Below are 23,919 nucleotides of genomic sequence, written 5' to 3' on the forward strand. Positions count from 1 at the left end.
CTCTCCTGAGTTCTAACTACCAATTAGACGACATGCCATGTCGCGTTTCTTGTTGCGATGGTTTGTCGTATAACGCTCCTTGTCGGATACTGAGCCCGATCAAGGCATCATAGACCTCTTGCTGCCCAGCTGGCAGAACAGGGAGCAACGTCGCACGACGCTTGTCGACATCGAACCAGGATTCAACCAACCATCCCACCAGATAGAGCGCCGAAAGACATCCGCCAGCGGTTGCAACGTTCCCTTGGCATACAAGAGGCTGGTCCACGGTCTCAAGTCCCAGCGCTTGCAAGCTCGATCGTGCATCCGGGTGTGTAGTTGCTTGGCCGCCGAGCAGCCCGAGCCGTTCGAGAATGAAAGCTCCGGCGCATATGGAGCCGATTCGCTGGCGTCTGGAGTCAAGTTCAAACGACGGCAGGAAGTCTGCCGCGGCAAGTGCAGCGGGTATCCCTTCCTTGCCGCTGACGAACAGTACCGCGTCGGCGCTATTGGCCTCGGAAAGCGGACCGTGCACTGAAACAGGCAGGCCGTGGGCCGATCGCACGATAGAGCCAGAGCCCAATATTCGGACGTGCCAGTCCTCGGTGTTGCGGCCTAAAATGTCCCACATCAGGAATAGGTCAATATCAGTGAATTGGTCGAAAGCAACCAGAACGATTTTCTTCAAGGCGAGCTCCATGAAAAGTGCTGGCGTGCAAAACGCAACGGCCGTCTTTGCTGGTGTTCGCAGCGTATCAATCGGTTGCGCACCATACACAGTCTGTATGGCGCTAAATATGGAGCGAGTAACTCGTGAGAAAACTAACTCGTAACCATTGGGTCGCGGCTGGCTTTGAGGCCCTCGACCAAATAGGGCATATTGGCGTTTCGGCCGAGAGTTTATCGCGCCGATTGAATGTGACCCGCGGATCGTTCTATCACCATTTCCGCAATCGCGAAGACTTTGTCCGCACCTTGCTGGCCGCTTGGGAAGAAGATTACACGGGGCGCATGCTCGCCTATGCCGCGCAGGGTCGTAGCGCGGGCGAAATCTTGAAACGCTACTTGAGTATTGCTGCTGAAAAACAGCCTGGGCGGGAAGTTTCCATCCGAGCCTGGTCGCTGCACGATCCGTTGGTAGGCGAGTTTCAGCAGCGTGTTGACACAAGACGACTGGACTTCGCGATACGGACGTGCCGCCGCTTGGTCCCTATGCCAGGCGAAGCTGAAGTGATTGGTCGGGTGGCCCATCTGTGCCTGATTGGTGGTCAACAGGCAGGGCTGCGGCGTGATGCCGCTCGCTTCAACAGTTTCCTGAGTCGAGCCTTTTCACTTTTCGAAGGGGCTCTTCCACCGTGGCGGGCCTAAGTCCTGAGCTAAATTGGATAACTGAATAAATAGAGTTCGCGCGTCGCTAAATTCTCGGCAGCACTCAATTCCTACACCGAATGGGTCGATCCAAGTCATACAGCCGCCAATCATCCGCTCCGTGAAAGGCTTCGTTGGAACCCTTTTTTCATAGCGCTGAAGGGCGCACGTGTCAGCAAGACGCGTGCACGGGCTTTCCCTTGTGGTTCTAACATGACGTCCGGACAACCAGCGTCATATTCGTCGAAGATCAGCGCCCTGGGCCGGCAGTGCCCAGGGCAGGATGACTTCCTGGAATTCACACGTTCGGTATGTGCGGCAGGCAAGATGAGGGCTTAGTTTCCCATCACCTCGTCCAGTGCCTGTTCGAGGGTGCTCACCGTGCGCTCGATATTTTGCAGCTTTTCGAGTCCGAACAGGCCGATGCGGAAGGTCTGGAAGTCGGCCGGTTCGTCGCATTGCAACGGCACTCCGGCGGCGATCTGCAGGCCGTGGCTGGCAAATTTCTTGCCGCTCTTGATGTCGGCATCATCGGTGTAGCTCACCACGACGCCAGGGGCCTGAAAGCCGGCTGCGGCCACGCTTTTGATGCCTTTGCCGGTCAACATTGCGCGCACCCGATCACCCAGAGCCTGTTGGTCGCCGCGGACCTTGTCGAAACCGTAGGCTTGCGTCTCTTTCATCACTTCGTTGAAGCGCGCGAGGGAATCGCTGGGCATGGTCGCATGGTAGGCATGTCCGCCCTGTTCGTAGGCCTGCATGATCTGAAGCCACTTTTTCAGGTCGCAGGCGAAGCTGCTGCTCTGCGTCTGCTCGATGCGCTCCAGGGCCAAAGCACTGAGCATCACCAGGGCGCAGCAAGGGGAGGCGCTCCAGCCTTTCTGCGGTGCGCTGATCAGCAGGTCGACTGCGCATTTGTGCATATCCACCCAAAGCGTGCCTGAGGCGATGCAGTCCAGCACGAACAGGCCACCTACCGCATGCACGGCGTCACCGACGGCTCGCAGGTAGTCGTCGGGCAGGATAATCCCTGATGAGGTTTCAACGTGGGGGGCGAAGACAATCTGCGGCTTCTGCGCCGCAATGGCTGCCAGCACTTCGTCCAGAGGGGGTGGGGCGTAGGCAGCCTGGCGACCGGTGTCGACCGGTCGGGCTTTCAGCACCGTGGTGGCCGCCGGGATGTTGCCCATCTCAAGGATCTGGCTCCAGCGATAACTGAACCAGCCGTTGCGTATCACCAGGCATTGCTGTTCGGTGGCAAACTGTCGCGCCACCGCTTCCATGCCGAAGGTGCCGCTGCCCGGGACCACCGCAACACCCTGGGCGTTGTAGACCTGTTTCAGGGTCCTGGAAATGTTCTTCATCACCCCTTGAAATGACTGCGACATGTGGTTGAGCGAGCGGTCGGTGTAGACCACTGAGTACTCGACCAACCCCTCAGGATCGATGCTGGGATATAGCTTTGACATGGGTGACTCCTTTGGCAGAGATGTCAGTGGTATCGACCCTGCCCTAAGCTTTGGCAAATGACAAGATTGCTCGGGATTGATTGCGACTTCTGTCGAGCGGTTGGCATCATCAGGTCGATTACTGGACGTAGCAATGCTCGCAGGTGGCTGCTGAGTTGTGGGAGAGGGGGGTTAAAAGTTCGTGCCTCTTTACGTTCGGTCGATAACGACCAGTTACGGAGGGTAGCAGCCGGCAGAAATCGGCCGAGGCTGTGTAAAAACGTTTTTCAGCGTGACAGGTACTCATAATCGGACTGGAAATCGCGCTTCTATGCGAAATCCACATCTGCTGACGGGCCAATAAATTTCAGATTTAACGTAGACGCGCACACTTCAATTTTTGCGAAGCGTTTTTACACACTCTGGGCCAAGAGCGGACGGTCGTGTTCAGCCGTTTATCTTAGTTATCTGCGAGGCGGTACAGTGCTTGGGCATGAGATGTCGTCAACCCGGCACGTTGCAGATTTCGGCGACTTTGGGAGCTGGCCAGCGCGGTCGCGGCGATCAAGTGGCAGCCATGCTTCTTCGCTTGCTCAATTCGATGAGATATCAGTGCTCCATGGTAGCCAAGGCCCCGGGCATCCTTTCGGGTGGCAGCCGTTCCAAGGTAGGCAATGCCATTACTGGCCAAATACATTGAGGCTCCTGCCACGACTTTCCCATCAGCCTTCAGGACGCAGATTTTCAGACGTCCGCTCGACGTCTGCTCTGCGAAGGATGCTTGATTCAGCAATTGGTACTCTGGTTTGGTATGAAAACCACCCGCATGCACATCTGCGAACTGAGCAAGAGTTTTTGACGTGACTTCCTCGATTTCGAATGAGTGGCGACTCAAGACCACCTTCTCGATGGCACACGCGAATTGCAAGTGAGTCCAGCCCCTCAAACGCTCAAGCTGCGCTTCGCCCACAAGTGAGTACCGCCCCAACGCGGAAAGTTTCCCGATAAGGGGAGTTACGACCGAATGTTCCGCTGAATCTTTGAGCAACTTCAACAGTGCCTGGGGATCACGGGCGCTGTCGCCGTAGATGCGGTTGAACATTGGGCTAGGTGATGCGTTCACCTGAAAGCACGAAAAGTCTCCGTTGGAAAAAACACGTGCGCCATAAGGATTTCCACTTATCCCTGCCAAGTTCTGAACACGCGAACGCAAATACTCGCTTTCTGCGGCCTCAATCTGATGTGCCAGTTCAACATCCATGTAAGTCGTCCTTTTTTGAAGATTTCCAAGGGAGGGAAAGCGCATCGAACAATACGCTTGCGTCCAAGTACGTACCAGTAGTTGGCTCTGCTTCACCGTCAGCTTAGGGTCGTTTTTTGCCCCTCATGACAGGCAAGAATCGGCCAATTTCTGCCTGTAAGAAAGGGCAGCAGTCGGCCAAAAGCAGACATCCACTCCCTTGCTTTCTCGATACCTGATCCCCGCACACGGCTGCGACGCTATTGATGCGGCCTCGGGTGCTCTAGACTAAGCACCCATGTAACTGACACCAAGGACGCTCAGTGAGTTTCTCGATTTACCAGATCACCTATCGGCTGCCATTCGGAACCGGCAAACGTTATGTCGGTTTGACTCAACGCACCTTGAAGGATCGACTTAACGCTCACTTCAACGAGAGCACCCGTGAAAAGCCCAGAGGGATTTCGCCCTTCCATCTGGGCTACGCCATACGCGATCACCTGCAAAAGTTCCCGGATGTGCCCCCTACGGAGGCGTTCGTGATCGAGTTGCTTAAAGACTATGCCTCCTTGGACGAGATGCGTGATGGCGAAGGTTTCTGGATCGATACCTTGAAGACCATGGCACCAGACGGGTTCAATCTCATGCGCGGTGGCAGCAGCGTCGGAGGACCATCAAACGCCAAGCCTTGCGAGATATTCCTTGGCGACCGATTGCAAACCTTCAGCAGTTTTACCGCCGCCGCCAAGGCTGTCGCCAGCTCCGAAGGGATTGTCGACCCGAATGAAATAAGGCGTTTCATAGCCCGTGCCAGTATGAAAATGCGCGGAAGCAAGGGCAAGCCAGAGTCCAAGTACAGCTTGGCTGAAGCCTTGGGCATAGAACCCCGCGAAGATGGGCGCAGGACGGATTTGAGTCGAGCGGCGAAAGCCTCTGGGCGGTCGGTGGATACAGAGCGGTCACGCTATCAGCGGCAAAAACTGCGGGACAAGCGACTAGCGGACGGCGTGAACACCGGAAAGCTACCTTCCCTTGACGACCCTAGCCAGTTGGTATCACAGAAAGCGTTGTTTGAGACCCTCGGCATTAGCGCCTCGACCGGGCGTTTTCGTTTAGCACAGATCGCGGCGCGACTGGACTTCATGACCCCACGGGAAATCCATGACCACTTGCGTAAGCCTCAGGACCGTAGCAAACCAATAACGGTGGATCTGCCCAATGGCCAACGCATTAGCCACGGTGTGAATGCCTTGGCCAACCTCTATGCCCGACCGGGCCACAGCTTTTCAAATATCAAGGCTAGGTTGCTCGAACTCGGCGCCAACCCCTACAACAATGACTTGCTAATCGCCATCGGCTTAGCCAACAAGCCAGTTAATCGCAATAAGGCCATTTCCGTTCAGCCGACTTCTCGCAAAAAACATTGTAGCGACTGGACGATCAGCAAGGGCGTACGCACAAAAACCTACGCTAACCAAAAGGCCTTTATCGATGCTTGCCATAAAGCCCTGCGGATGCGTCCAGATCGCTCGCACTGGCTGGGCAAGAATCCAGCAGACATAAACAAGACCCATCGCAGCCTGCAGTTCCGGATCTCATCGGCAACCCGTGTCGGCAAGACACCCCAGCAGTTAGCCGAAGCCTTCTCCATTGTTGATGATCTGCTTGAGAACTGACGCCCTGAGAAAAGGCGACCGACGCATTTTCCGTACTCAAAACGTCCGCTTCGGGTCGGTTTCAGCCGGTCGTGGAGGGCAGGATTCGGCCATCAGCGGACGTTCAGTGAGACGGTTCTCAGGCGAGCAGCTCCCCAAGCAGGTAGAACGATAGCTTGACGAGAGACTCGTAGGCTGAGAGCTTGCGAGGCAACACCCAACGGAACGGAAGCCGATGTCGCGCAAAGATCTTGAAGCCAAAAAGCGTCACCATTACGTCTGGGCGCATTACCTGACCCGCTGGGGCAGTGGTACGAAGAATGTTTTCTACACCACGAAGACGGGGAAAATTGCCCATGACAGCGTGCGAGCCTTAGTTGCTGATGACTATTTCTACAAAACCACCGCACTTACTAGCAAGCATGTCGAGGTAATTAAAAGCTTCTCCCGACACAGCCCCGACCATCTTCACCAACAACACATGTCATACCTTAATGACTTTCTGAAGATGCAGCAGGTTGAAACTGCCTACCGAAAGTCTGGCGTTCAGAATCATGAAGCCGAGCTACTTCTACATTCGATGAAGTGCAACCTAATGGAAAATCTCCACGCATCCCACGAAAAAAAGGCACTGCCGGTGTTGGCGGCACTCGCAGAGGAGCAACTCGATGTACTGCAGGATGAACGGTACATGATTGAGTTCATGATGTTCTTCGGCCACCAGATCGCCCGCACAAAGACTTTTCGAGACGGTGTTTTCCGGGTTCAACCCAGGCGTAACGCCCTTGAGATTGAAATGGCTGACGCGATTACGCATGCCTGGTGGTTCCTAAGCTACATGTTCGGAATGAGTATCGGCCTCAGTCTGTACATGACGCGCCACAATGATAAGCACGCGTTGCTGATAAATGACACGCAGGTGCCTTTTATCACGTCCGACCAGCCCGTCGTTAATGTGCACTCGTGCATCTCAGAGACAGAGTTCGCCGCACCAAAGCATGCCGATTTCTACTATCCGATCTCGCCGCGAGTCGCATACATTATCTGCGACTCAGACCGATTCACGCCGGGTAAGAATGAGGTTAATGAGGCCACCGTCGCAGAACTCAATACCAAAGTGGCGGCCCAAGCCATGGTGCACATAATCGGTGATTCCGAGAGAGCAATTAGCCCGTTCAAAAAGCACATCGGGCAGCGCTACAAGCGAATTCCTGATGGCCATGTCATCGTCTGACCGACCTAGCCGAACGGTCTCTATACTCCATCGTTTCAACTCGACGTCCCGTACATATGGACCGCATGGGCGATCGCGCAAAGTCATGTGAGTTTGATTGCAACGCATTGCGTAACCTCCCACAGCTAGTGATTCATTGAGCGTTAAGCACAAGTAGGAGCGCGATGAAGCTGGCTTCTGTTATGTGCAAGCCTATGAGTCAGCTTATTACCGGTTTGAGGACGCTGGAGTTGGAGAACGGGGTAACGCAAAAATAACCAGTCCATCATGGATCCAGAAGTGGGAAGGATATGCATATTTTTATCGACGAGTCAGGGAGTTTTGTATACACGCCGGAGAAGGCTGCATGGAGTTCTATTTGCGCGCTCGTTATTCCGGAACGCTTTTTAGACGAAGCAGAGAGTGCGCTTGCAGATTTCAAAATAGAAAGTGGTTTCGCGCTATCGGACGAGCTGAAACTCGGCGCGCTAGACAACGAGATGAGCTACTTCCGACTTCTCATACGTCTCGCCCGGACTAATTGCGCTTTGTATGGCGTAGTCACCGACGCTCATTTGAACACCACCGAAGCGGTAACGGCTCACAAGGAGGCTACCGCTAGGGGCATGCTGGTGAACAAAGACAAAATGGTTCATCAGGAGGGGCGTGAATCTGTCCAATATGCGGCAGATCAGATTCGTAATATGCCTGCCCAGCTTCACATACAGCTCATTTGTCAGATGAAACTCATGCAACTGGTGGTCTGGCAGTCTGTCCTTTACTACGGTAAGCACGAGCCGAAGACTCTGTCTGCGTTTGTTTGGCGAGTCGATCGTAAGGCTCTCGAAAAAAAAACCGAATACGAAGAGGCCTTTGAGCAGTTATCTCCCGTGTACCTTCAAACGATGTCTTTGGCCGACCCCATTATCACGGTGACTGAATTTGATTACAGCTACATGGGCGCATACGTGTATGCCCAAGGAGAAGCCCCTAGCTATCTAAAAGAAAGCTATGGGATCGAGCTGGATCTTACGGGTGCGTTGAATATTGGAAAGATCTTTAGGGAGGATATTCAGTTCGTCAACTCCAAAGACAGTTTCGGGATCCAGCTGGCGGATCTGCTGAGCGCAGGTTTGCGAAGGTGTTTACGGAAGGGGTTTAAAGATAATCTCAGAGCCGCAGCTTTTTTGGGGCGTTTGATGGTTCAGCGCCCAAAACATGCTTATCCGTTGCTTTTGTCAACGCTTGGCAATGAAGACGCAGTTGATGCATCCACTGCCGTTCTGATAAAAATGATGCGGCGCCAACAAAGACCTACCGTCTGAGTTGTGGTTGTTTAAGTGTCCACACATGACGGCTTCGGTATGGAGTGTCTGCATTTGTCTATGGATTCAACCATACGCTGTCTCTCGCGAAACACAGTTTTGGGTCGATATCAGCCTTCGTGACAGGCAACAACCGGTCGACTACTGCCCTTCCGACAGGCAACAATCGGCCAAGAGCAGTCGTTCATAAAATTCTTAAATTGCGATCTAATAGCGCGGAGAAAGGACGTCACTGTTAGACACGAGTCCTGCTTTTAGGCCAAAACCGGAACTCTCCAAACGATGGCCGCATGAAGCTAAATTAAATATTTCGAGGTAGTTAAGATTGTCGCCCGCCGGAACTCATAACTATTGATTTAAACAACTCATAACGATGAACGCCTTCAGATCGCTGAATAATTGCGCGACAAAAATTTATCTCTAGTAACGCAAATATCGCCAATGTCTACTATATTTTAATCGTTCGTCACACTCGCGGCGGATCATTGAAGTTGGAGCTATCAAATTGAAAATCATAAAAATGGTTAGATCAGCGTTTTTGTTATTACTAATCGGCCTAAGCGTACCAATGAGCGCCCTAGCTTGTACTGCAACAAATGATGCCGGCGGACAGTGCTCCATAACCTGTCCAGTTGGGAAGGCGGAACAATGTACAAATGCGGCGGGGGCCGGAGCCCCGACGTGCGAATGTAAATAAGCCTCTATAGGCTCACAAAACCGCCTGCTGGGAATTTTTCCAGCAGGCGGAAGATAAGTAATACTCCATAAAAATTCACTTTAGCTATAGCACAACGCCCGTAGCTTCACTTGGTTGATTGTAAAATGCACCTTAGTAGAGCGCTGTCGGTTGACCCCGGGCGAGCATAAGGTCATAAAATGATCATTCGGGCCTATGTGCTGCTAAGCAATCCGAGGCGAAACTCTGCTAACGCATCAACCCCCCTTAATCACCACCTGTATTTTTATAACATCAGATATTGAACAAAAGTGTAACGTTTATGAGCTAGTTAAAAAACGTCCTACGAGCTCTATAGACTGATAGTGAGCGCATCGAAGCGAGTCACAAGAGCCCCTATAAAAACTGAAACCGTCTATTATCAAATGGAATTAAAAACTCAAGCCAAGCGCCAAAAAATTTCTAAGCATACTTGCAAAGAACATAGGTACAAGCTAAACCTATCAACTCAAGTGGTACAATTAATGTTTAAGCACTGTATCTGGTACTACAAACTGAAGTATTTTTTGTAGGGACTCCATTTCAATGGGCTCAGGCATGAAAGACAGACATATTATATTGGGTAATCATAAATTTTCCGAGCCGCAAATTGGAGAGGCAATTACACTTGTATTACTATTAATATTTACAAACTTCGCCTGCTCAGGCGATTTGCCAATTTCGTGTGTAAAACGAGAAAACCCTAGGTTAATGGATTCTACACGCCCACTCCCTCCTAATTCACATTTGATTGACTTCATAAATAACTGTGGGAAATGTATAGATCTGACTACTGCACCTAAGAAAAATGGATCTTACACAGATTTAGGTATGACTTGGGAGCAGGTACCTGATGGAGAAAAAAGAACTGGCCGTTACATGGTAGATGGCCCTGGTGTCTTTAGCTTGGAGGTCACCAATGTTAAAGATAGCACCTGCAACCAATAACACTTATCACAGCGATAAAAACTGGAGATACATTATGAACAAATTCATTATGCTCTCAGCGCTTGCAATTATATTTTCAAGTGCTGCTACTGCTGATTATAAAAAACAGTGGTGCGTAGGCGAAGATGCGAACAAGTGTCCCGCAAAACCGGTTTACCCCTGTCCACAGGATGGCGGGCCAGGCGATAAAGCTGTAGCCAAATCAATCTGCACGATTAATACAGCCACTGGCGAGAAAATTTTAGACCATCGAATCGAAGTAATTTCCACCTCAGGAGGAAACAAATGCGGATATACAGTTTATGAAGCCACTTGCATAACCTCCCCTTGAGTATTAGTGGTGACGATTTCAAATTGATAAAGCATTGAGAATATTACACAGACCAATGCGACAATAAGACTTCACTATTACCAAGATGTAACAAGAGGGCGAAAAGTAAAAAAAAACCAATCAGAGTGCGCACTCTAATTATTCTTCAATCCGTAATTTAATGATAGACGGTTAAAAGCGGGCCAAAAATTATCTCAAACCTGAAAAGAGCGTTCCCAAAAAACTCTCTTCAAATCGCACAATCCACACTCGGACCAGCGTAATGGCTATGATATAAGCACCAACTTTAATCGTAATAATCCGGCTGATGACGCGGTATGGCTGAATTTAATAGCACTAGCCAAAATTTGTGTGCCTTTTAAATTAGGCTAGCTTTTTCTGAACGGCCTCCTAAGCTTTCATCGTACACGTGCAAAAAAAATGAAAATCAAACTGAGGGTGGATTATTATGAAATTGAGGATGGTGCTAGCTTTTATTTTAATTCAACCACAGTTAGTACTGGCAGCAGGTTCGGGCGAAGCTTGTCTCGGTAATTGTGCCGACGGGCCAACTTCTTGTAATGTTAAGTGTGATGGTGATCTCGCATGCATTGGGAAATGCACGACTCAAAATAAATTTTGCGAGTCAGAATGTAAAACAAACTACAGCGACGCCCAGGAACGTATTAATAAACGAGCAGCATCATCTGATGGCTCTAGCTACATTTTTACTTATCAAAATCCACCTCTTTTCATTGATGAACATAACACGCTGGAATTAAGCGAAAAGCAACTTGGAAAAACTGTCGGAACAGCCTCTTGGTTTGAAAGAAAGGAAGTCAGAACCAGCACAGGTTTTTATGAGTGGAAGCGGACTGATATAGATGTTTTTGTAGAGCGTCGTTTCCAATGGCGAAGAAAACGAGAAGATCACTTCCCCCAAGACACAACTATCGAGCTTTCATTATCCCAAGGATATGAGAAAGAGGACATGGAGGTGATGGAAAAAACAATTAAAAGCACATATGGAGCAGGTGTTGGATATATCGACTTGATTAAGCTAGCCTCAAACTACGAAGATCAACTAAAAATTACGAATAGCAGTAAGGAAGTCTGGAGAATCCAAAACGCGGAAAAGGTTACGCAGGTTTTTCATGGCGGAAAAACGTACGCAATATGGCAGCTTCTTGAGGTGATGAATTTTACATTCACTATAAATGAAAAAACTCTATTAGGAACGCAAAAAAACGTAGTGAAAATTTTTCCTACCAGAATTGAAAAGGCTCAAATTAAAGCTGTAGTGACTCCTTATTGGGTTGATGAAGGAGATCCAAGGGGACGCCTACAAAAACACAGTGCTGAAAAATCATTATTATTAATTAAAAGGCAGACACCTGACATAAAGTAGATTGCTTTATATTGACCTGCGCCATCAATATTTTTAACCAATAAAGGCTTAGATCTGTATCATTTGGTTTACGCGTTGCAGTTGTGTTTCTGCATAGATACAGATTCGAACAGAGCCAGATACAAATATTAGACTAATACTGATTTCGATTTTCCTCCACAAAGCAGCCAAGCTAACTGATCATTCACGCATTGCAGCCCTTCGCCATCGTCAGCATTGGGTCGGTTAGCGACCTCCACTCATTGTGATTGATCCACCCTTGTCCTCCCTCAACGTGGAGGACGAGCCATGAACATTATTGCTAAAAACAGACATCAGCCTTGGAACAAGGGAAAGCTTGTCGGGCAGAAAGCCCCGCTTCGAGTCAGAGATATCTGGGCCATTCGGGTCAGACTCCAGCTCGCGGAGAAGACACGGGATCTGGCGCTCTTCAACTTGGCTATTGACAGCAAACTGCGTGCCTGTGATTTAACCAAGCTGCGAGTAAGGGATATAGCCCATGGAGAACATGTGTCGTCACGGGCCATCGTGATGCAGCAGAAAACCCAGCACCCAGTGCAATTTGAAATCACTGAGCAAACCCGAACGGTTCTGGAAGCTTGGATGCGACAGGCCTACCTCCGCAGCGAGGATTTTTTGTTTCCGACCCGGCTGCACAGCTCAGATCATCTCTCCACCAGACAATATGCTCGAATAGTAAAAGCATGGGTGACCGCCATTGGCCTTGATCCAAGCATGTACGGCACTCACACGCTCCGGCGAACCAAGGCCTCGCTGATCTATCGCAGGACGAAGAACCTAAGAGCTGTCCAACTCCTGCTAGGTCATACGAAGCTTGAAAGCACCGTCAGATACCTGGGAATCGAGGTCGATGATGCCCTGGAAATGGCGGAGCAGACAGAAGTCTAACCACCCCCTAGTGACGGTCGATACTAGACCGTCGCTATTCGACCCACAGCGGCCTTTCGTAAACACTGACACCACGGTCGTCACACCGCCCATTTTCGCTTATGCACTGCTCAACGTCAGAAGTTCTCGAGACTGACTTTAATGCCCGCACGGCTGGCCAACTCAATGGTCTCTTCCACTCGGTCAGCGTCAACAATAAAACCATCGTAATTTTCACCACCGGAGTCCAAGTGAAGATAACGTTTACCAAACCGAACCAACCATCGGTCGAATTCATCAAGCACCTCTGGCATTGATGAGGCACCGTTTCGCACGTAGACGTAGGGCTCTTTCAATTGGTTGGCGCTAACCAGATAAGGAACCTGATATTCAAACACATCAAAACCTTTCCAATCCAGGCTCATTAAAACGAGGTGTTCAAGTTTTTGCGCCTTTGAACCATCCAACAATCCATCTGTGAAAGCACTGCATGCGTCATCTCCCATCGCGTATCTACGCATGACGCGCCTGACAAGTCTGGCGCCTTCTTTTTCTGGAACCACCGCCAACAGCGCCAGGGCAAAAGTCTCGAGTGCCTTTTTCTGTGCGGGATCGGGTGGGCCGGGCCGTAATTCTTTCATGATCGCTGAAGCGCTGAGGTTAGTTTCCTCGGGTGGAGGCATGGTAAAGCGCCCACCAAACAACCGATCCAAAATGCCCATACCACTCCTTGGAATACCTTGGGGCAAGCGACTTTTCTTTTACCGGCGACAGTCGCTGCTTGTTTTAAGATTTGTGTTGTAGTTGAGCCTAAGACTCCAGGTGAGGTTTGTCGATCGACCGCCTTTTTTACTGCCAAACTGGACCTGATCCGACCGTCCGCTTTTGGCCGAGGCTGTGTAAAAACGTTTTTCAGCGCGACAGGTACTCAAAACCAGACTGGAAATCGCGCTTCTACGCAAAATCCACATCTGCTGATGTGCCGATAAATTTCAGATTCAACGTAGATGCGCACACTTCAATTTTGGCGACGCGTTTTTACACACTCTGGGCCGATTGCCGCCTTTAGTGAAGCGCAGCAATCGCCCGAGATCCGCTAGTGAGTCTTCAACCAAACAACACCCCGCCGACATCCATCAAACAGACTCACCGCCGCACTTCAGCCACCAACAACAACGACTGCGGCACAGGACTTTGCGGGTGCTGTGGCTCTTGCAGGCTGGTCAGCTGAAAGCCAGCCATGTCCAACGCGTTGAGCCAACTGGACAAGGTGCGGAAGTACCACGGCATGGGCTGCCACTGCCCCTTGAACCCGGTGAAAGTCTCTTGCCGCCAACCATCCTGATAGTCGCCCGCCGCTACACTCCACGGATGCAGCGTCTGGATCACCAGTGCGCCGCCGGGGGCGAGCAGGGCGTTCATGGCGGCGAGTAGAGGGATGATGTCCTGGTGCAGCAAGGCGAAGTTGGCGCAGATCAGGTCGTAGTCGCTGCCGATCTCCACTTTCGCTTCCGCCAACTCTTCATAAGTCGCCAGATGCACCGGCGAAGAGCCCGCCGCCCGCGCCGCCTCGACCAGCGTCGCATCGCCATCCACACCGACCACGTTGATCGCCCGTTCAGCGAGCGCGCGCAACAGCCAGCCCTCGCCGCAGCCCAGATCGAGGACGCGCTCGGGCTGACGGCCTGCCACCGCCAACAGGATGGCCTGGTCGGTGACCTTGAGGCGGCTTTCGATGGACCCGGTGCGGACTGCGTCGACCCAGGATTGGGCGTTGTGGTGCCAGCTTTCGAGGAGGGTCGATTCGGGGGCGGGCATGTCGATGTCCGGAGTTGTGGGTTGGAGAGAAGAATAGGGCAAGTGCGCGTTGAGCGGACACTGTCAGTGACGCCCGCATTCATTTCTGCACTCGTCCCCAGAATCAATTGGCCAGAGGCGTGTTTGTATCCTGCAGTCTAGACGGCATGACGCCTGCTCTTGGCTCGGTTTGGCGTATTTTTGGGGTATTTGCCGGGTCTGCTCTTTTGTCCAAAAGAGCAGAAATTCTGGCGTCATGAAATATACGGTTGACGCTACCCGAACGTCGCTTGCAAAGTCCCTGCCTTGAACTTTAATAGTACTGACGGGGAAGTGTAACTTGATAAGAAATTTCTTTAATTTCAAAGGTTAAGAATATTTTTCAAGCCCCGCCTGGATCTTGTCCTGATCTCATGACAGATAACTCAAAGGATGACAAAGAAATGAAAGAGAAGCTGTCGGCCGTTATCCGAAAACTGATTTCTCCTTCATTACGCTATGAGATCAGGAACGCGGCAACCTGGTTGCAGGACATCCTGGGGCGTGCGTGTTTCTGGCGTTGGGAGATTGCCCGGTTCAGGCTGCAGAAGGACAGTCCATACGAATTCCTCTACATCGGCAGGAAAAAGCAGCGGGAAATGGCCAGGCTGCTCATCGGCGGGAAGTCCCAGGGGCCGTCCGATGCGACCGACGGCGAACCCGGGCCGGCCGCGTCGAATCACGTGGTGGTGGTCAGTGAAGCCCCGTCCCCGGGGGCTTTGAATGTGCCCCTCTACCTGAGTGCCGTCGTACCGCTGGGGCGCTCCATCGACGATATCACTGCAAAGTACGATAGCGAGTTGCGTCGAAACATCCGCAAGAACCGCCCGCGCTACCGGATGGTCCAGACGCTGCTGGATGAGGACATAGAAAAGGCCGACAGGGAAATGCTTCGACCTTATGCCGAAGCAAGGCAAGGCATCCATGCTGCGCAATTCCCCGCTCAGGAGGTCTTGAGGATCGCCAAGACTGTCGGCCGGCTCGACCTGATCATGCTGGAAGACGAGGTGGTTGCCTGCCACCTGGGTTGCGTCATCACTCGGGGCGGAAAACGCTATTGGAGCACGCTACGTTTCGGATACATCGAGGCGATTTTTTCGGATGCGAAAAAACTGCGCGAGGTGAACTCGATTACCACCTTCATGGCACTTGAATGGGCCATCGAAAATGGCTTCGATTATTACGACATCGGTCTTTGCGTGGCCCGCCCGGATGATGGACTCTTGAAATGGAAAAGACGGCGCGGTGGCGATATCGATTCCCTGGGAAACCACGCGTACATGTTCGTCCGTCTGCCCAAGACCGGGAAAGCCAAATTCCTCTGGGACACACCGCTGTTTGCTGTCGAAGGCAAGGAAATAACCCTGCACCTTGGCCTGCCGGACGGGCCCAGCGATGAGGAGGTCGCCAGTCGTTATCACGAAATGGTCTTTGGCGGGCTGCACAAGATTTATCTCTATTGCGCCAAGAGCTCGGGCGAACAGTTTCTAGACACCTTGCGCAGTCGCTATGCCAATTTGCAAACCCCACCCGTCATGGAACGGATTTCATCCAACTGAGCCATTTCCGGGACTGAATACTCACAGTGCTCGCACCTGACTATTGACCCTGCCCAGCAGGGAGGACTCATGATGGAAAGCGATGTTTCACCAATCAGCACGTCGACCGCTGGCAACCGGAAAAAATGGACCCTGGCCGCCTACAAAAATATGGCGAGAAAAAGACTCGCGCGCCAAGCGGACATCAACTTGAAAAGCGTCGCGCTGAAAAGTTGGGACATTGCTCCCGGTGAGACCTCGTATTCTCCGCCGGCCTTCTTCCTGCCCGGTCAAATGGACCGTGTGACAGGGTGGGAGGCGAAGCGCTTTTATCCTTTCGAACATCCTTCCCGCACGATGCAAGGGTTAGGCAACGTAGAACAGGGCCCGACCCGTGGCTACTTGCTCAAGGATGTCTGGCTGATCGATGGCGCGCTCTACAAGGACAACGCCAGTCTGTGGCTGTCGCTCAAGCCGGGGATGTTTCCGCGCATTGTCGTGGACACCGAGATCGATCGCGCAGCCGTCTATTGCACGCAAAATGGCAATACCTGGTTTGGCACCTGGTTGATGGAAGACTGCCCGACCTATTCCCTGGCCTGCGATGAGGGCGTGCCGGTAACTACCGCGCCCTCCGCGAAGTTTCCGTTATTCACCCAGGCTCCCGCTTACGAAGACTGGTTTGGCATGAAACCGGTGCGCTTGCGCAGTGCGTTTTTGCGTGAGGTCGTGCTGTTCGACGACATGAGCAACAATCGAAACAGGCATCTGCGGTACCGGGCCATGGGAGAAAAACTGCTGTCGCACGTCAAGTATGACGCTCACCCCGGCGTGTTCATTCTGCGCGGTGGCGACGGCGACTTGCGCTTTTTGCGCAATGAACTCGAGATCGCTGAACATCTGCGCAAGAGCAGGGGGTTTCGCATTCTCGATCCTTTGAAAACCGATGTCCCGACCATCGTGGCGATGTGCGCCGGGGCGCGGACGGTGGTGGGGGTCGAAGGCAGTCAGCTGGTGCACGGTGTCAATGTGCTCCAGCCGGGTGGTTCGTTGCTGACACTGCAGCCACCGAACCGTTTCGTCAGTTACTACAAGTACCTGACGGATCGCGACGGGCAGAATTTCGGCTTTGTGGTCGGAACGCCAGAGGGCGACGGCTTCAAGATCGACGTTCAAGAGGTGGAGCGCACCCTGGACCTGTTCCCGTCATGACGGCATGAGGGAACGTCTGCAAAGACTTTCCTGACGGGTCTATACCTGATCCCCGAACACCGGGCGGAAGAAACTTCGCTCGTAGCTGAGGATGAATTTTTTCTCTTCGGCGTACTTGAACGCCGCGAGGCAGTCCGGATCGTTCATGGAGTCCTGCCGATAGCGCTCGTACTCGGCAAAGCTCGCAAAGGTGAACATCGCCAACGCAATGTTATTGGCACCCTCGGATGGCAGGAAATAGCCGTGGTGCTGGCCGCCGAATTTTTCCACCAATGGAATCCACAACTTTGCATAGTGTTCGAATGCGGGGATCTGGTACGGGTCCAGCACGTATTTCAGATAGCACGTGATCATGTAATCGCATCTCCTTGATGCAAGGTCAAATGACAGGGGCGTCGTCAGACTCGATTTGCTGCACACGAGATAAGTTACCCGGTGGGCAAGCTGCCAGGGGCATCGGTCGTGCATTATCTGCGACGCGAAGTTGTTCGTCGAGGATCAAGGCCCCGGTTGATATCCCGATTGGCCGTGGTGCCTGGTATCTCAATTAGAGATAACCCTGATCAGATTAATTCGCTTCTTGAGATACTTCCCGCGCGCGTAGTGTTTGCCCTATCTGAAATAGAGAAGGGCGGATGATGAACAGGTTGAACACAACGATCGCCAATGCGCAGCCCGCGATGCACCCGGCCAGCGCAGGCTGGGCAACGGTGGCAGGCTTTGCTGCGAGCCTGGTGGGCATCGGCCTTGCGCGGTTCGCTTATACGCCGCTGCTTCCGGCGATTATTGGCGCCCACTGGTTTGATCCGTCCAAGGCCGCTTACCTGGGCGCCGCCAACCTTGCCGGGTATCTGGGCGGCGCTATTTTCGGCCGTTCCCTGGCGGCTAAAACCTCAACGACATTCATGCTCAGAGCCATGATGCTGCTGGCCAGTGTGGCGTTTTTCGCGTGCGCCTATCCCGTGTCGTTCGCGTGGTTCTTCGCGTGGCGATTCCTCTCCGGAACCGCCGGTGGCGCGCTGATGGTGTTGGCCGCTCCAACGGTTTTGGCCCATGTGCCGCCGTCCCGGCGCGGTTTGGTTGCCGGGGTGATTTTCATGGGTGTGGGTGTTGGCATTGCCCTGTCCGGAACGCTGGTGCCGCTGTTGCTGCAACAGGGTCTTGGCGAAACGTGGCTCGGCCTTGGTGTGATCTCCCTGCTGCTCACCGCCCTTGCCTGGCGGGGCTGGCCGAAGGAGCAGGCGCCAGCCACCGAAACCACCCACCACCCGCGCCCGGCACGCAGCGGAACGCTCAAGGCGTTGTACGTTGAATACGCCCTCAACGCTGCCGGTTGGGTACCGCACATGATTTTCCTGGTTGATTTCGTTGCCCGGGGCAGGGGCGAAGGTCTTCAGGTGGGGGCGCAGTACTGGGTTCTTTTCGGCATCGGCGCGACTGTCGGACCACTGTTGGCCGGTGCACTGGCGGACCGGATCGGTTTCGGGCGCGCGTTACGGCTGTCGTTCATCGTCGAGGCATTCGCGGTGATTGTCCCCGTCCTTGGGCTCGACGCCGGCTGGTTGATGGCATCCAGCGTCATCGTCGGGGCGTTTGTGACCGGGACCGTGCCGCTGGTATTGGGTCGACTCCATGAAATTCTCGCCCACCATCCCGCCCAACAGCGTCCGGCCTGGCAAACAGCCACAGTGGGATTTGCCTTGTTTCAAGCGGTCGCCGCCTATGGCTTGTCGTTCCTGTTCTCCTACAGCGACGGCAACTACAGCTTGCTATTCATGATGGGGACTGCGGCCATGCTGCTTGCGTTCGTGATTGACGTGGCGGCGGGTGCAAAAAATTCCAGCGATTCCCGGAGCCTTTGACAACGTGAATTACTCCGATCGAAACGTGATGTATTGGCGGCGGAACCTGACCGTTTGTGTGTTCGGCTCGTTCACCACACTGGTCAGCCTGAGCATGTTGTTGCCCTTTTTACCGCTGTACGTTCAACAACTGGGCGTGACGTCGCAGGCGGACGTGGTGCAATGGTCGGCCGTGGCATTCGGCGCGACTTTTTTCGGCACGGCGATTACCGCGCCGTTGTGGGGACGCCTGGCCGACCGTTATGGCCGAAAACCCATGCTGGTCAGAGCGGCCATCGGGATGGCCATTGTCATGTCGTTGATCGGGCTGGCGCGGAACGTTACCGACCTGGTTGCACTGCGCCTGCTCGCCGGCCTCATCGGGGGTTACGCCTCGGCGTCCATCGTCATGATCGGGTCGCAGGTCCCGCGTGAAAGAGCGGGGTGGGCACTCGGCGTTTTGTCCACGGGGGCCTTGTCCGGCAACCTGATCGGGCCGCTGGTCGGTGGGTTTTTACCGGAGTTTGTCGGTATTCGCGGCACCTTTTTCGTCGGGGGAGGAATGATTGCGGTCGCCGCCCTGACCACCCTCCTGTTCGTTCGTGAGGATTTCGACCGGGCATCGGACGCCAGACAACGCGACCGGAAAAACCGGCCTGAGGGTGCCGGTTCGAAATGGCCGGTCATCGCTGCACTGCTCATGACCGCGATGATGGTGCTGCTCGCCAATATGTCGATCGAGCCGATCATCACCGTTTACATCGGCGACCTCGGTGTGCCGGTTGATCATCAGGCGCGGATTGCCGGCGTGGTCATGGCCTGTTCCGCGTTGGGCAGCATCCTGACGGCCGCCAGACTGGGGGCATTGGCCGACCGGGTTGGAGGCTGGCGCGTGATTGTCGGTTGTCTGTTGTTGACCGCCGTGGTCATGGTGCCCCAAGCGTTCGTCACGCAATGGTGGCAACTGGCGGTATTGCGCGGCGTCATGGGCATGACCATTGCCGGGCTCCTGCCGGCGATTGCCAAGCTGATCCGGCATTCGGTCGAAGAGCACAACACCGGCAAAATCCTCGGTTACCTGCAATCGGCGCAGTTCTCCGGGCAGGTGATCGGTCCATTGATTGGCGGCCAGATTGGTGCCCATCTCGGTTTACATCATGTGTTCCTGGTGACGGCGGCGTTGCTGGTGTTATGCGCTGGAATGAACAGCTGGGTGAAGCATCGCTACCTGGGTGACGCCATCCAGACGAACGCTGTCCAGAAAGGTGGATAACGCGCTGGAAAAATAGCCATCAAGGCGCCTGACAAACACCGTCTCTACGTCGGCGATTTCTGGCGCGAGCTCATGCGCGTTGACCAACCCTTCGCGCAACGCGCTCGCCACAACGCCCTTGGGCAACAGCGTGACCCCGACGCCGGCGGACACACAGGCAATGATCGCCTCGATCGAGCCAAACTCAAGGGGCTCAGGCGCCAGGATGCCCAGGTTGGCCAGCAGGGAATCGAGGCGCTGGCGGTAGGAGCAGCCGATGCGAAAGACCACCGTCTTCAGATTATCGACGGTGGCGAGCGCGTCCAGCGTGTCAATGGCGCAGGACGTGACCAGCACGAGCTCTTCGCGGAAGGCTTGTTCACTGAGCAATTCCGGATGATTGACCGGGCCCACGACAAACGCCCCTTCGAGCTTACAGTCGATGACGCCCTGAATCAGGCTGCACGTGGTGCCGGTGCGAATCACCGGGCGAACCTCAGGGTAAGCCTTGGCAAACTTGGCGATCAGCCGTGGAAGACGCAGTGCCAGTGTCGTCTCGAGCGTACCGATCTCAAACACACCTTTTGGATGCCCATCGTCGCGCGCAGCGCAGGACGCATCGGACAATAGCCTGGACAGTCGGGCGGCGAAGGGCAAAATCCGCCGCCCTGCCGGCGTGACCTGAACGCCTCTGGCGCTGCGTTGAAACAGCGCCACCCCAAGCTCGTCTTCCAGCGATCGAATCCTCGCGGAAACATTGGACTGCACGGTATTCAGCTCACTCGCAGCCTTGTTCATGCTGCCGTGGCGCGCGACCGCATCGACCACCTTCAGATCCGTGACATCCATCGAATTCACCTATCTCGAAAACCAATAACTAACCGCAAGTCATCTGCGTTCAAGAGATTAGGTTTCACGCGCGGCAAAGGCAAGCAACGGTCGACATTGGGGACGAATGAATTCATCAAAAAAGATCATACGCATCATTAATGATCGTTTTACATGATCTTAAGCCGGGCATAGGTTGAAGGTGCAAATACACCGCAGCCAGTGGCAAATCGAGTCTTCGAATTTGAGGCTGTGGAACAACAATAACTGTCCACTGCAACACGGAGTCAACGTGAATCATGCATCCGAGTCAGCCAGAATTCGCAACCATCCCCGGTACCAGGATTTGGTATCACGGCAGCGAAGATTCGTCGCTTGTCTTACTGCCGCCACCCTTGTCCCGTACTTCACGTTCATCCTCGTCGCGGCGTTCGCGCCCCACGTTCTAGCCCAGAAACTCTCCGCGACCAGCATCATCAATATCGGTTGGCCGCTGGGCGTCGCCTTCATCGTCGGGGCCTGGTTGTTTACCGGCCTGTACATCGTGCGCGCCAATGGCGAGTTCGATGACCTCACCGCAGAAATTCGCGAGGGGGCCATCGTATGAAACCCATTCTTCGCTACCTCATTGCTCCTGCTCTGCTGGGCGCGGTCACCACGTGCGCCTCGGCTGCCGACGTCTTGCAGGCGGTAGAAAAACAGCCGCTGAACATCACGGCTATCGCGATGTTTCTGGTCTTCGTGCTGACGACCCTGGGCATCACTTATTGGGCCGCTTCCAAGACCAAATCGATGGACGATTTCTACAACGCCGGCGGCGGCATCACCGGTTTCCAGAACGGTTTGGCGCTGGCGGGGGACTACATGTCGGCGGCGGCCTTACTGGGCGTCACCAGCATGATTTTCTTCAACGGCTTCGATGGGGTGCTCTACTCGATCAGCTTCTTTGTCGCCTGGCCGTTGCTGTTGTTCCTGTTTGCCGAGCGCATTCGCAATCTGGGGCGCATCACCATCTCGGACATCGCGTCGTTCCGGCTCGATCAAAACCGGATTCGCACCATGACCGCGTTCGGTTCGTTGACCGTGGTCTGCTTTTATCTGGTGGTGCAGATGGTCGGGGCAGGGCAGTTGATTCAGCTGCTGTTCGGTCTTCCCTACAACTACGCGGTGATCGCTGTCGGTCTGTTGATGGCGATCTACGTCACGTTTGGCGGGATGGTCGCCACCACGTGGGTGCAGATCATCAAGGCAGGATTGCTGCTGGTGGGCGGAACATTGCTGGCTGTGTTGGCGTTGAGCAAGTTCGGTTTTTCTTTCGAGCTGCTGTTCGAGAAAGCGGTTGCCGCACATCACGATGGCGAGCGGATCCTGCTGCCCAGCAAACTGGTGGCCGACCCCTTGGCGCTGATCTCGCTGTCACTGGGCCTGGTCTTCGGTACCGCAGGATTGCCCCATATCCTCATGCGCTTTTTTACCGTGCCGGACGCCAAGCAAGCGCGTAAATCGGTATTCGTCGCGACGGGCTTCATCGGCTTCTTCTACCTGATCGTTGCGGTGTTGGGCTTGGCAGCCATCGTGATCGTCGGGCAAGACCCGGCCTTCTATGAGTCCGGCATTGTCGGTGGAAAGCTCATCGGCGGCGGGAACATGCCGGTGATGCATCTGGCAAAAGCCGTCGGCGGCGACCTGCTGTTGGGCTTCATTTCGGCCGTCGCGTTTGCCACGATCCTGGCCGTGGTTTCCGGGCTCACCATGGCGGGGACCTCGGCGATTTCACATGACCTCTATGTTCGGGTCTTCCGCAAAAACCGCGCAGATGCGAAAGACGAACGGCGTGTGTCGAAGATCGCCTCGGTCGGCATCGGCATCGTTGCGGTGGTGCTGGGCATTTTGTTCAAGGATCAGAACATCGCCTTCTTGGTCGCGCTGACCTTTGGCGTGGCAGCCTCGGTCAACTTTCCGATCCTCGTGCTTTCGATGTACTGGAAAGGGCTGACCACGCGGGGGGCGTTGATCGGTGGCATCGCGGGGCTGGTGAGCTCGGTCAGCCTGGTGATTCTCTCGCCGGCGGTGTGGGTCAAAGTGCTGGGCAATACCGACGCGATCTTCCCCTTCGACTATCCGGCAATCATCTCGATGAACGTGGCGTTCCTGTTTACCTGGCTTGGCTCGGTCACCGACCGCAGTCGCAGCGCAGAGCTTGAACGCGAGCGTTTCGATGATCAGCTCATTCGCGCCCGAACGGGCCTTGGCGCATCGCAAGCGGTCAGCCACTAAGACGCGGCACACCGTCATCGCGATGAAGGTGTGCCCGTCACTTCCCCACCCTGATGTGCGCTTTTTGCAAAAGGAGTCAGCCATGCAACTTCGAGACAATGGCTTAAGGTTTTCACCCATTACGATCGTGCTGCACTGGGTCGTGGCGTTGTCGCTGCTCGCAATCCTCTGCTTGCAAGTAGTGATCGGCCAGGCGTCCAGTGAGGCCGGGCGGACGTCGTTGGAACACCTGCAAAACCTGATGGGGCTGATCCTGTTTCTCGTATCGATCTATCGGTTCTGGGCCCGGATCACCTCTTACCACCCGCTGCCGGTGGGCACGCCCAACCCCATTGAAGTGATCATCAGCCGTTCCGTGGCGGCAGCGCTCGCCCTGGCGATGGTGCTGCTGCCGGTCGCGGTGTGGGCCTCACGCTCGGCAGCCGGCGAGGGAGTGGGGCTGCCCGGAGGTTTTTCGATTCCGGCGCTCTTGCCCACCAATGCCGCACTGAAGCAGGTCGTCGATGTGCTCTTCGATATCGGAGCGTGGGCGTTCCTGGCCGGCCTGGCCTTGCATGTCTTCGGTGCGCTCAAGAATCACTTTCTCCTGAAGAACAACACGCTCAAGCGGATGCTTGGAAAACATGTGGAGCTGTGAG

At 54.1% G+C, this 23,919-nt stretch carries 22 protein-coding genes; 15 read left to right on the top strand and 7 right to left on the bottom strand.

What is annotated here, in order from left to right:
- Positions 1-16: 16 nt before the first annotated feature.
- Positions 17-667, bottom strand: a complete 651-nt coding sequence (locus F8N43_RS02100; protein ID WP_191623765.1) for a DJ-1/PfpI family protein — start codon at positions 665-667, stop codon at positions 17-19.
- 125 nt (positions 668-792) lie between these two features.
- Between F8N43_RS02100 and F8N43_RS02105 the strand changes: the two genes are divergently transcribed.
- Positions 793-1,347, top strand: a complete 555-nt coding sequence (locus F8N43_RS02105) for a TetR/AcrR family transcriptional regulator (protein WP_150653110.1) — start codon at positions 793-795, stop codon at positions 1,345-1,347.
- A 335-nt stretch (positions 1,348-1,682) separates the two neighbouring features.
- Here F8N43_RS02105 and F8N43_RS02110 read toward each other — a convergent pair whose 3' ends face one another.
- Both F8N43_RS02110 and F8N43_RS02115 read right to left on the bottom strand, forming a co-directional pair.
- Positions 1,683-2,816, bottom strand: a complete 1,134-nt coding sequence (locus tag F8N43_RS02110; RefSeq protein WP_150653111.1) for an aminotransferase class V-fold PLP-dependent enzyme — start codon at positions 2,814-2,816, stop codon at positions 1,683-1,685.
- Positions 2,817-3,255: 439 nt separating this feature from the next.
- Positions 3,256-4,056, bottom strand: a complete 801-nt coding sequence (locus tag F8N43_RS02115) for a GNAT family N-acetyltransferase (protein ID WP_150653112.1) — start codon at positions 4,054-4,056, stop codon at positions 3,256-3,258.
- 302 nt (positions 4,057-4,358) lie between these two features.
- On the opposite strand from F8N43_RS02115, the gene F8N43_RS02120 reads away from it, so the two are divergent.
- The 7 genes from F8N43_RS02120 to F8N43_RS02150 all read left to right on the top strand — a co-directional run bounded on the left by F8N43_RS02120 (position 4,359) and on the right by F8N43_RS02150 (position 12,518).
- Positions 4,359-5,711 (top strand): GIY-YIG nuclease family protein, encoded by a 1,353-nt coding sequence (locus tag F8N43_RS02120; protein WP_150653113.1) that lies wholly within the window; start codon positions 4,359-4,361, stop codon positions 5,709-5,711.
- Positions 5,712-5,925: 214 nt separating this feature from the next.
- A complete protein-coding gene (locus F8N43_RS02125) occupies positions 5,926-6,924 on the top strand; it encodes a DUF4238 domain-containing protein (protein ID WP_150653114.1) in 999 nt (332 codons plus the stop codon).
- A 290-nt stretch (positions 6,925-7,214) separates the two neighbouring features.
- The gene (locus tag F8N43_RS02130; protein ID WP_150653115.1) at positions 7,215-8,228 is read left to right on the top strand and encodes a DUF3800 domain-containing protein; all 1,014 of its coding nucleotides are present in this window, start codon (positions 7,215-7,217) and stop codon (positions 8,226-8,228) included.
- 1,273 nt (positions 8,229-9,501) lie between these two features.
- Positions 9,502-9,891, top strand: a complete 390-nt coding sequence (locus F8N43_RS02135; protein WP_150653116.1) for a hypothetical protein — start codon at positions 9,502-9,504, stop codon at positions 9,889-9,891.
- Positions 9,892-9,925: 34 nt separating this feature from the next.
- Positions 9,926-10,222 (top strand): hypothetical protein, encoded by a 297-nt coding sequence (locus F8N43_RS02140; protein WP_150653117.1) that lies wholly within the window; start codon positions 9,926-9,928, stop codon positions 10,220-10,222.
- 448 nt (positions 10,223-10,670) lie between these two features.
- Positions 10,671-11,609, top strand: coding sequence for a hypothetical protein (locus F8N43_RS02145; RefSeq protein ID WP_150653118.1), 939 nt, complete (start codon positions 10,671-10,673; stop codon positions 11,607-11,609).
- Positions 11,610-11,897: 288 nt separating this feature from the next.
- Positions 11,898-12,518 (top strand): tyrosine-type recombinase/integrase, encoded by a 621-nt coding sequence (locus F8N43_RS02150; protein WP_150631963.1) that lies wholly within the window; start codon positions 11,898-11,900, stop codon positions 12,516-12,518.
- Between the two features lie 116 nt (positions 12,519-12,634).
- Here the strand turns inward: F8N43_RS02150 and F8N43_RS02155 are convergent, their stop codons facing one another.
- On the bottom strand, positions 12,635-13,219 hold the full coding sequence (locus F8N43_RS02155; protein WP_150631964.1) for a hypothetical protein: 585 nt from the start codon (positions 13,217-13,219) through the stop codon (positions 12,635-12,637).
- A 424-nt stretch (positions 13,220-13,643) separates the two neighbouring features.
- Positions 13,644-14,315: a class I SAM-dependent methyltransferase gene (locus F8N43_RS02160; protein WP_150653119.1), complete on the bottom strand. Its 672-nt coding sequence runs from the start codon at positions 14,313-14,315 to the stop codon at positions 13,644-13,646.
- A gap of 422 nt (positions 14,316-14,737) precedes the next feature.
- Here F8N43_RS02160 and F8N43_RS02165 point away from each other — a divergent pair, with 422 nt between their 5' ends.
- Complete coding sequence (locus tag F8N43_RS02165; protein ID WP_150631966.1) at positions 14,738-15,892, top strand: hypothetical protein; 1,155 nt, start codon at positions 14,738-14,740, stop codon at positions 15,890-15,892.
- A gap of 72 nt (positions 15,893-15,964) precedes the next feature.
- Positions 15,965-17,083 carry a glycosyltransferase 61 family protein gene (locus tag F8N43_RS02170; protein ID WP_150653651.1) on the top strand — a complete coding sequence of 373 codons (1,119 nt, stop codon included), beginning with the start codon at positions 15,965-15,967 and terminating at the stop codon, positions 17,081-17,083.
- Between the two features lie 39 nt (positions 17,084-17,122).
- Here the strand turns inward: F8N43_RS02170 and F8N43_RS02175 are convergent, their stop codons facing one another.
- Positions 17,123-17,437, bottom strand: a complete 315-nt coding sequence (locus tag F8N43_RS02175) for an NIPSNAP family protein (protein WP_150631967.1) — start codon at positions 17,435-17,437, stop codon at positions 17,123-17,125.
- Between the two features lie 281 nt (positions 17,438-17,718).
- Here F8N43_RS02175 and F8N43_RS02180 point away from each other — a divergent pair, with 281 nt between their 5' ends.
- Together F8N43_RS02180 and F8N43_RS02185 are read left to right on the top strand one after the other, a co-directional pair.
- A complete protein-coding gene (locus F8N43_RS02180) occupies positions 17,719-18,945 on the top strand; it encodes a YbfB/YjiJ family MFS transporter (RefSeq protein ID WP_224787778.1) in 1,227 nt (408 codons plus the stop codon).
- 4 nt (positions 18,946-18,949) lie between these two features.
- The gene (locus F8N43_RS02185) at positions 18,950-20,197 is read left to right on the top strand and encodes an MFS transporter (RefSeq protein WP_150653120.1); all 1,248 of its coding nucleotides are present in this window, start codon (positions 18,950-18,952) and stop codon (positions 20,195-20,197) included.
- Here F8N43_RS02185 and F8N43_RS02190 read toward each other — a convergent pair.
- Positions 20,114-21,025, bottom strand: coding sequence for a LysR family transcriptional regulator (locus tag F8N43_RS02190; protein ID WP_150653121.1), 912 nt, complete (start codon positions 21,023-21,025; stop codon positions 20,114-20,116). The two genes, F8N43_RS02185 and F8N43_RS02190, sit on opposite strands and share 84 nt — an antisense overlap.
- A 271-nt stretch (positions 21,026-21,296) precedes the next feature.
- Between F8N43_RS02190 and F8N43_RS02195 the strand changes: the two genes are divergently transcribed.
- From F8N43_RS02195 to F8N43_RS02205, 3 genes are all read left to right on the top strand, one after another.
- Positions 21,297-21,611 (top strand): DUF485 domain-containing protein, encoded by a 315-nt coding sequence (locus F8N43_RS02195; protein WP_150631970.1) that lies wholly within the window; start codon positions 21,297-21,299, stop codon positions 21,609-21,611.
- Positions 21,608-23,281, top strand: coding sequence for a cation acetate symporter (locus F8N43_RS02200; RefSeq protein ID WP_150631971.1), 1,674 nt, complete (start codon positions 21,608-21,610; stop codon positions 23,279-23,281). The genes F8N43_RS02195 and F8N43_RS02200 overlap by 4 nt, the downstream gene beginning before the upstream one ends.
- Positions 23,282-23,363: 82 nt before the next feature.
- On the top strand, positions 23,364-23,918 hold the full coding sequence (locus F8N43_RS02205) for a cytochrome b (RefSeq protein WP_150653122.1): 555 nt from the start codon (positions 23,364-23,366) through the stop codon (positions 23,916-23,918).
- Position 23,919 lies beyond the last annotated feature (1 nt).

The organism is Pseudomonas fluorescens, from assembly GCF_902498065.1.
GTDB classification, from domain to species: Bacteria; Pseudomonadota; Gammaproteobacteria; order Pseudomonadales; family Pseudomonadaceae; genus Aquipseudomonas; species Aquipseudomonas fluorescens_BJ.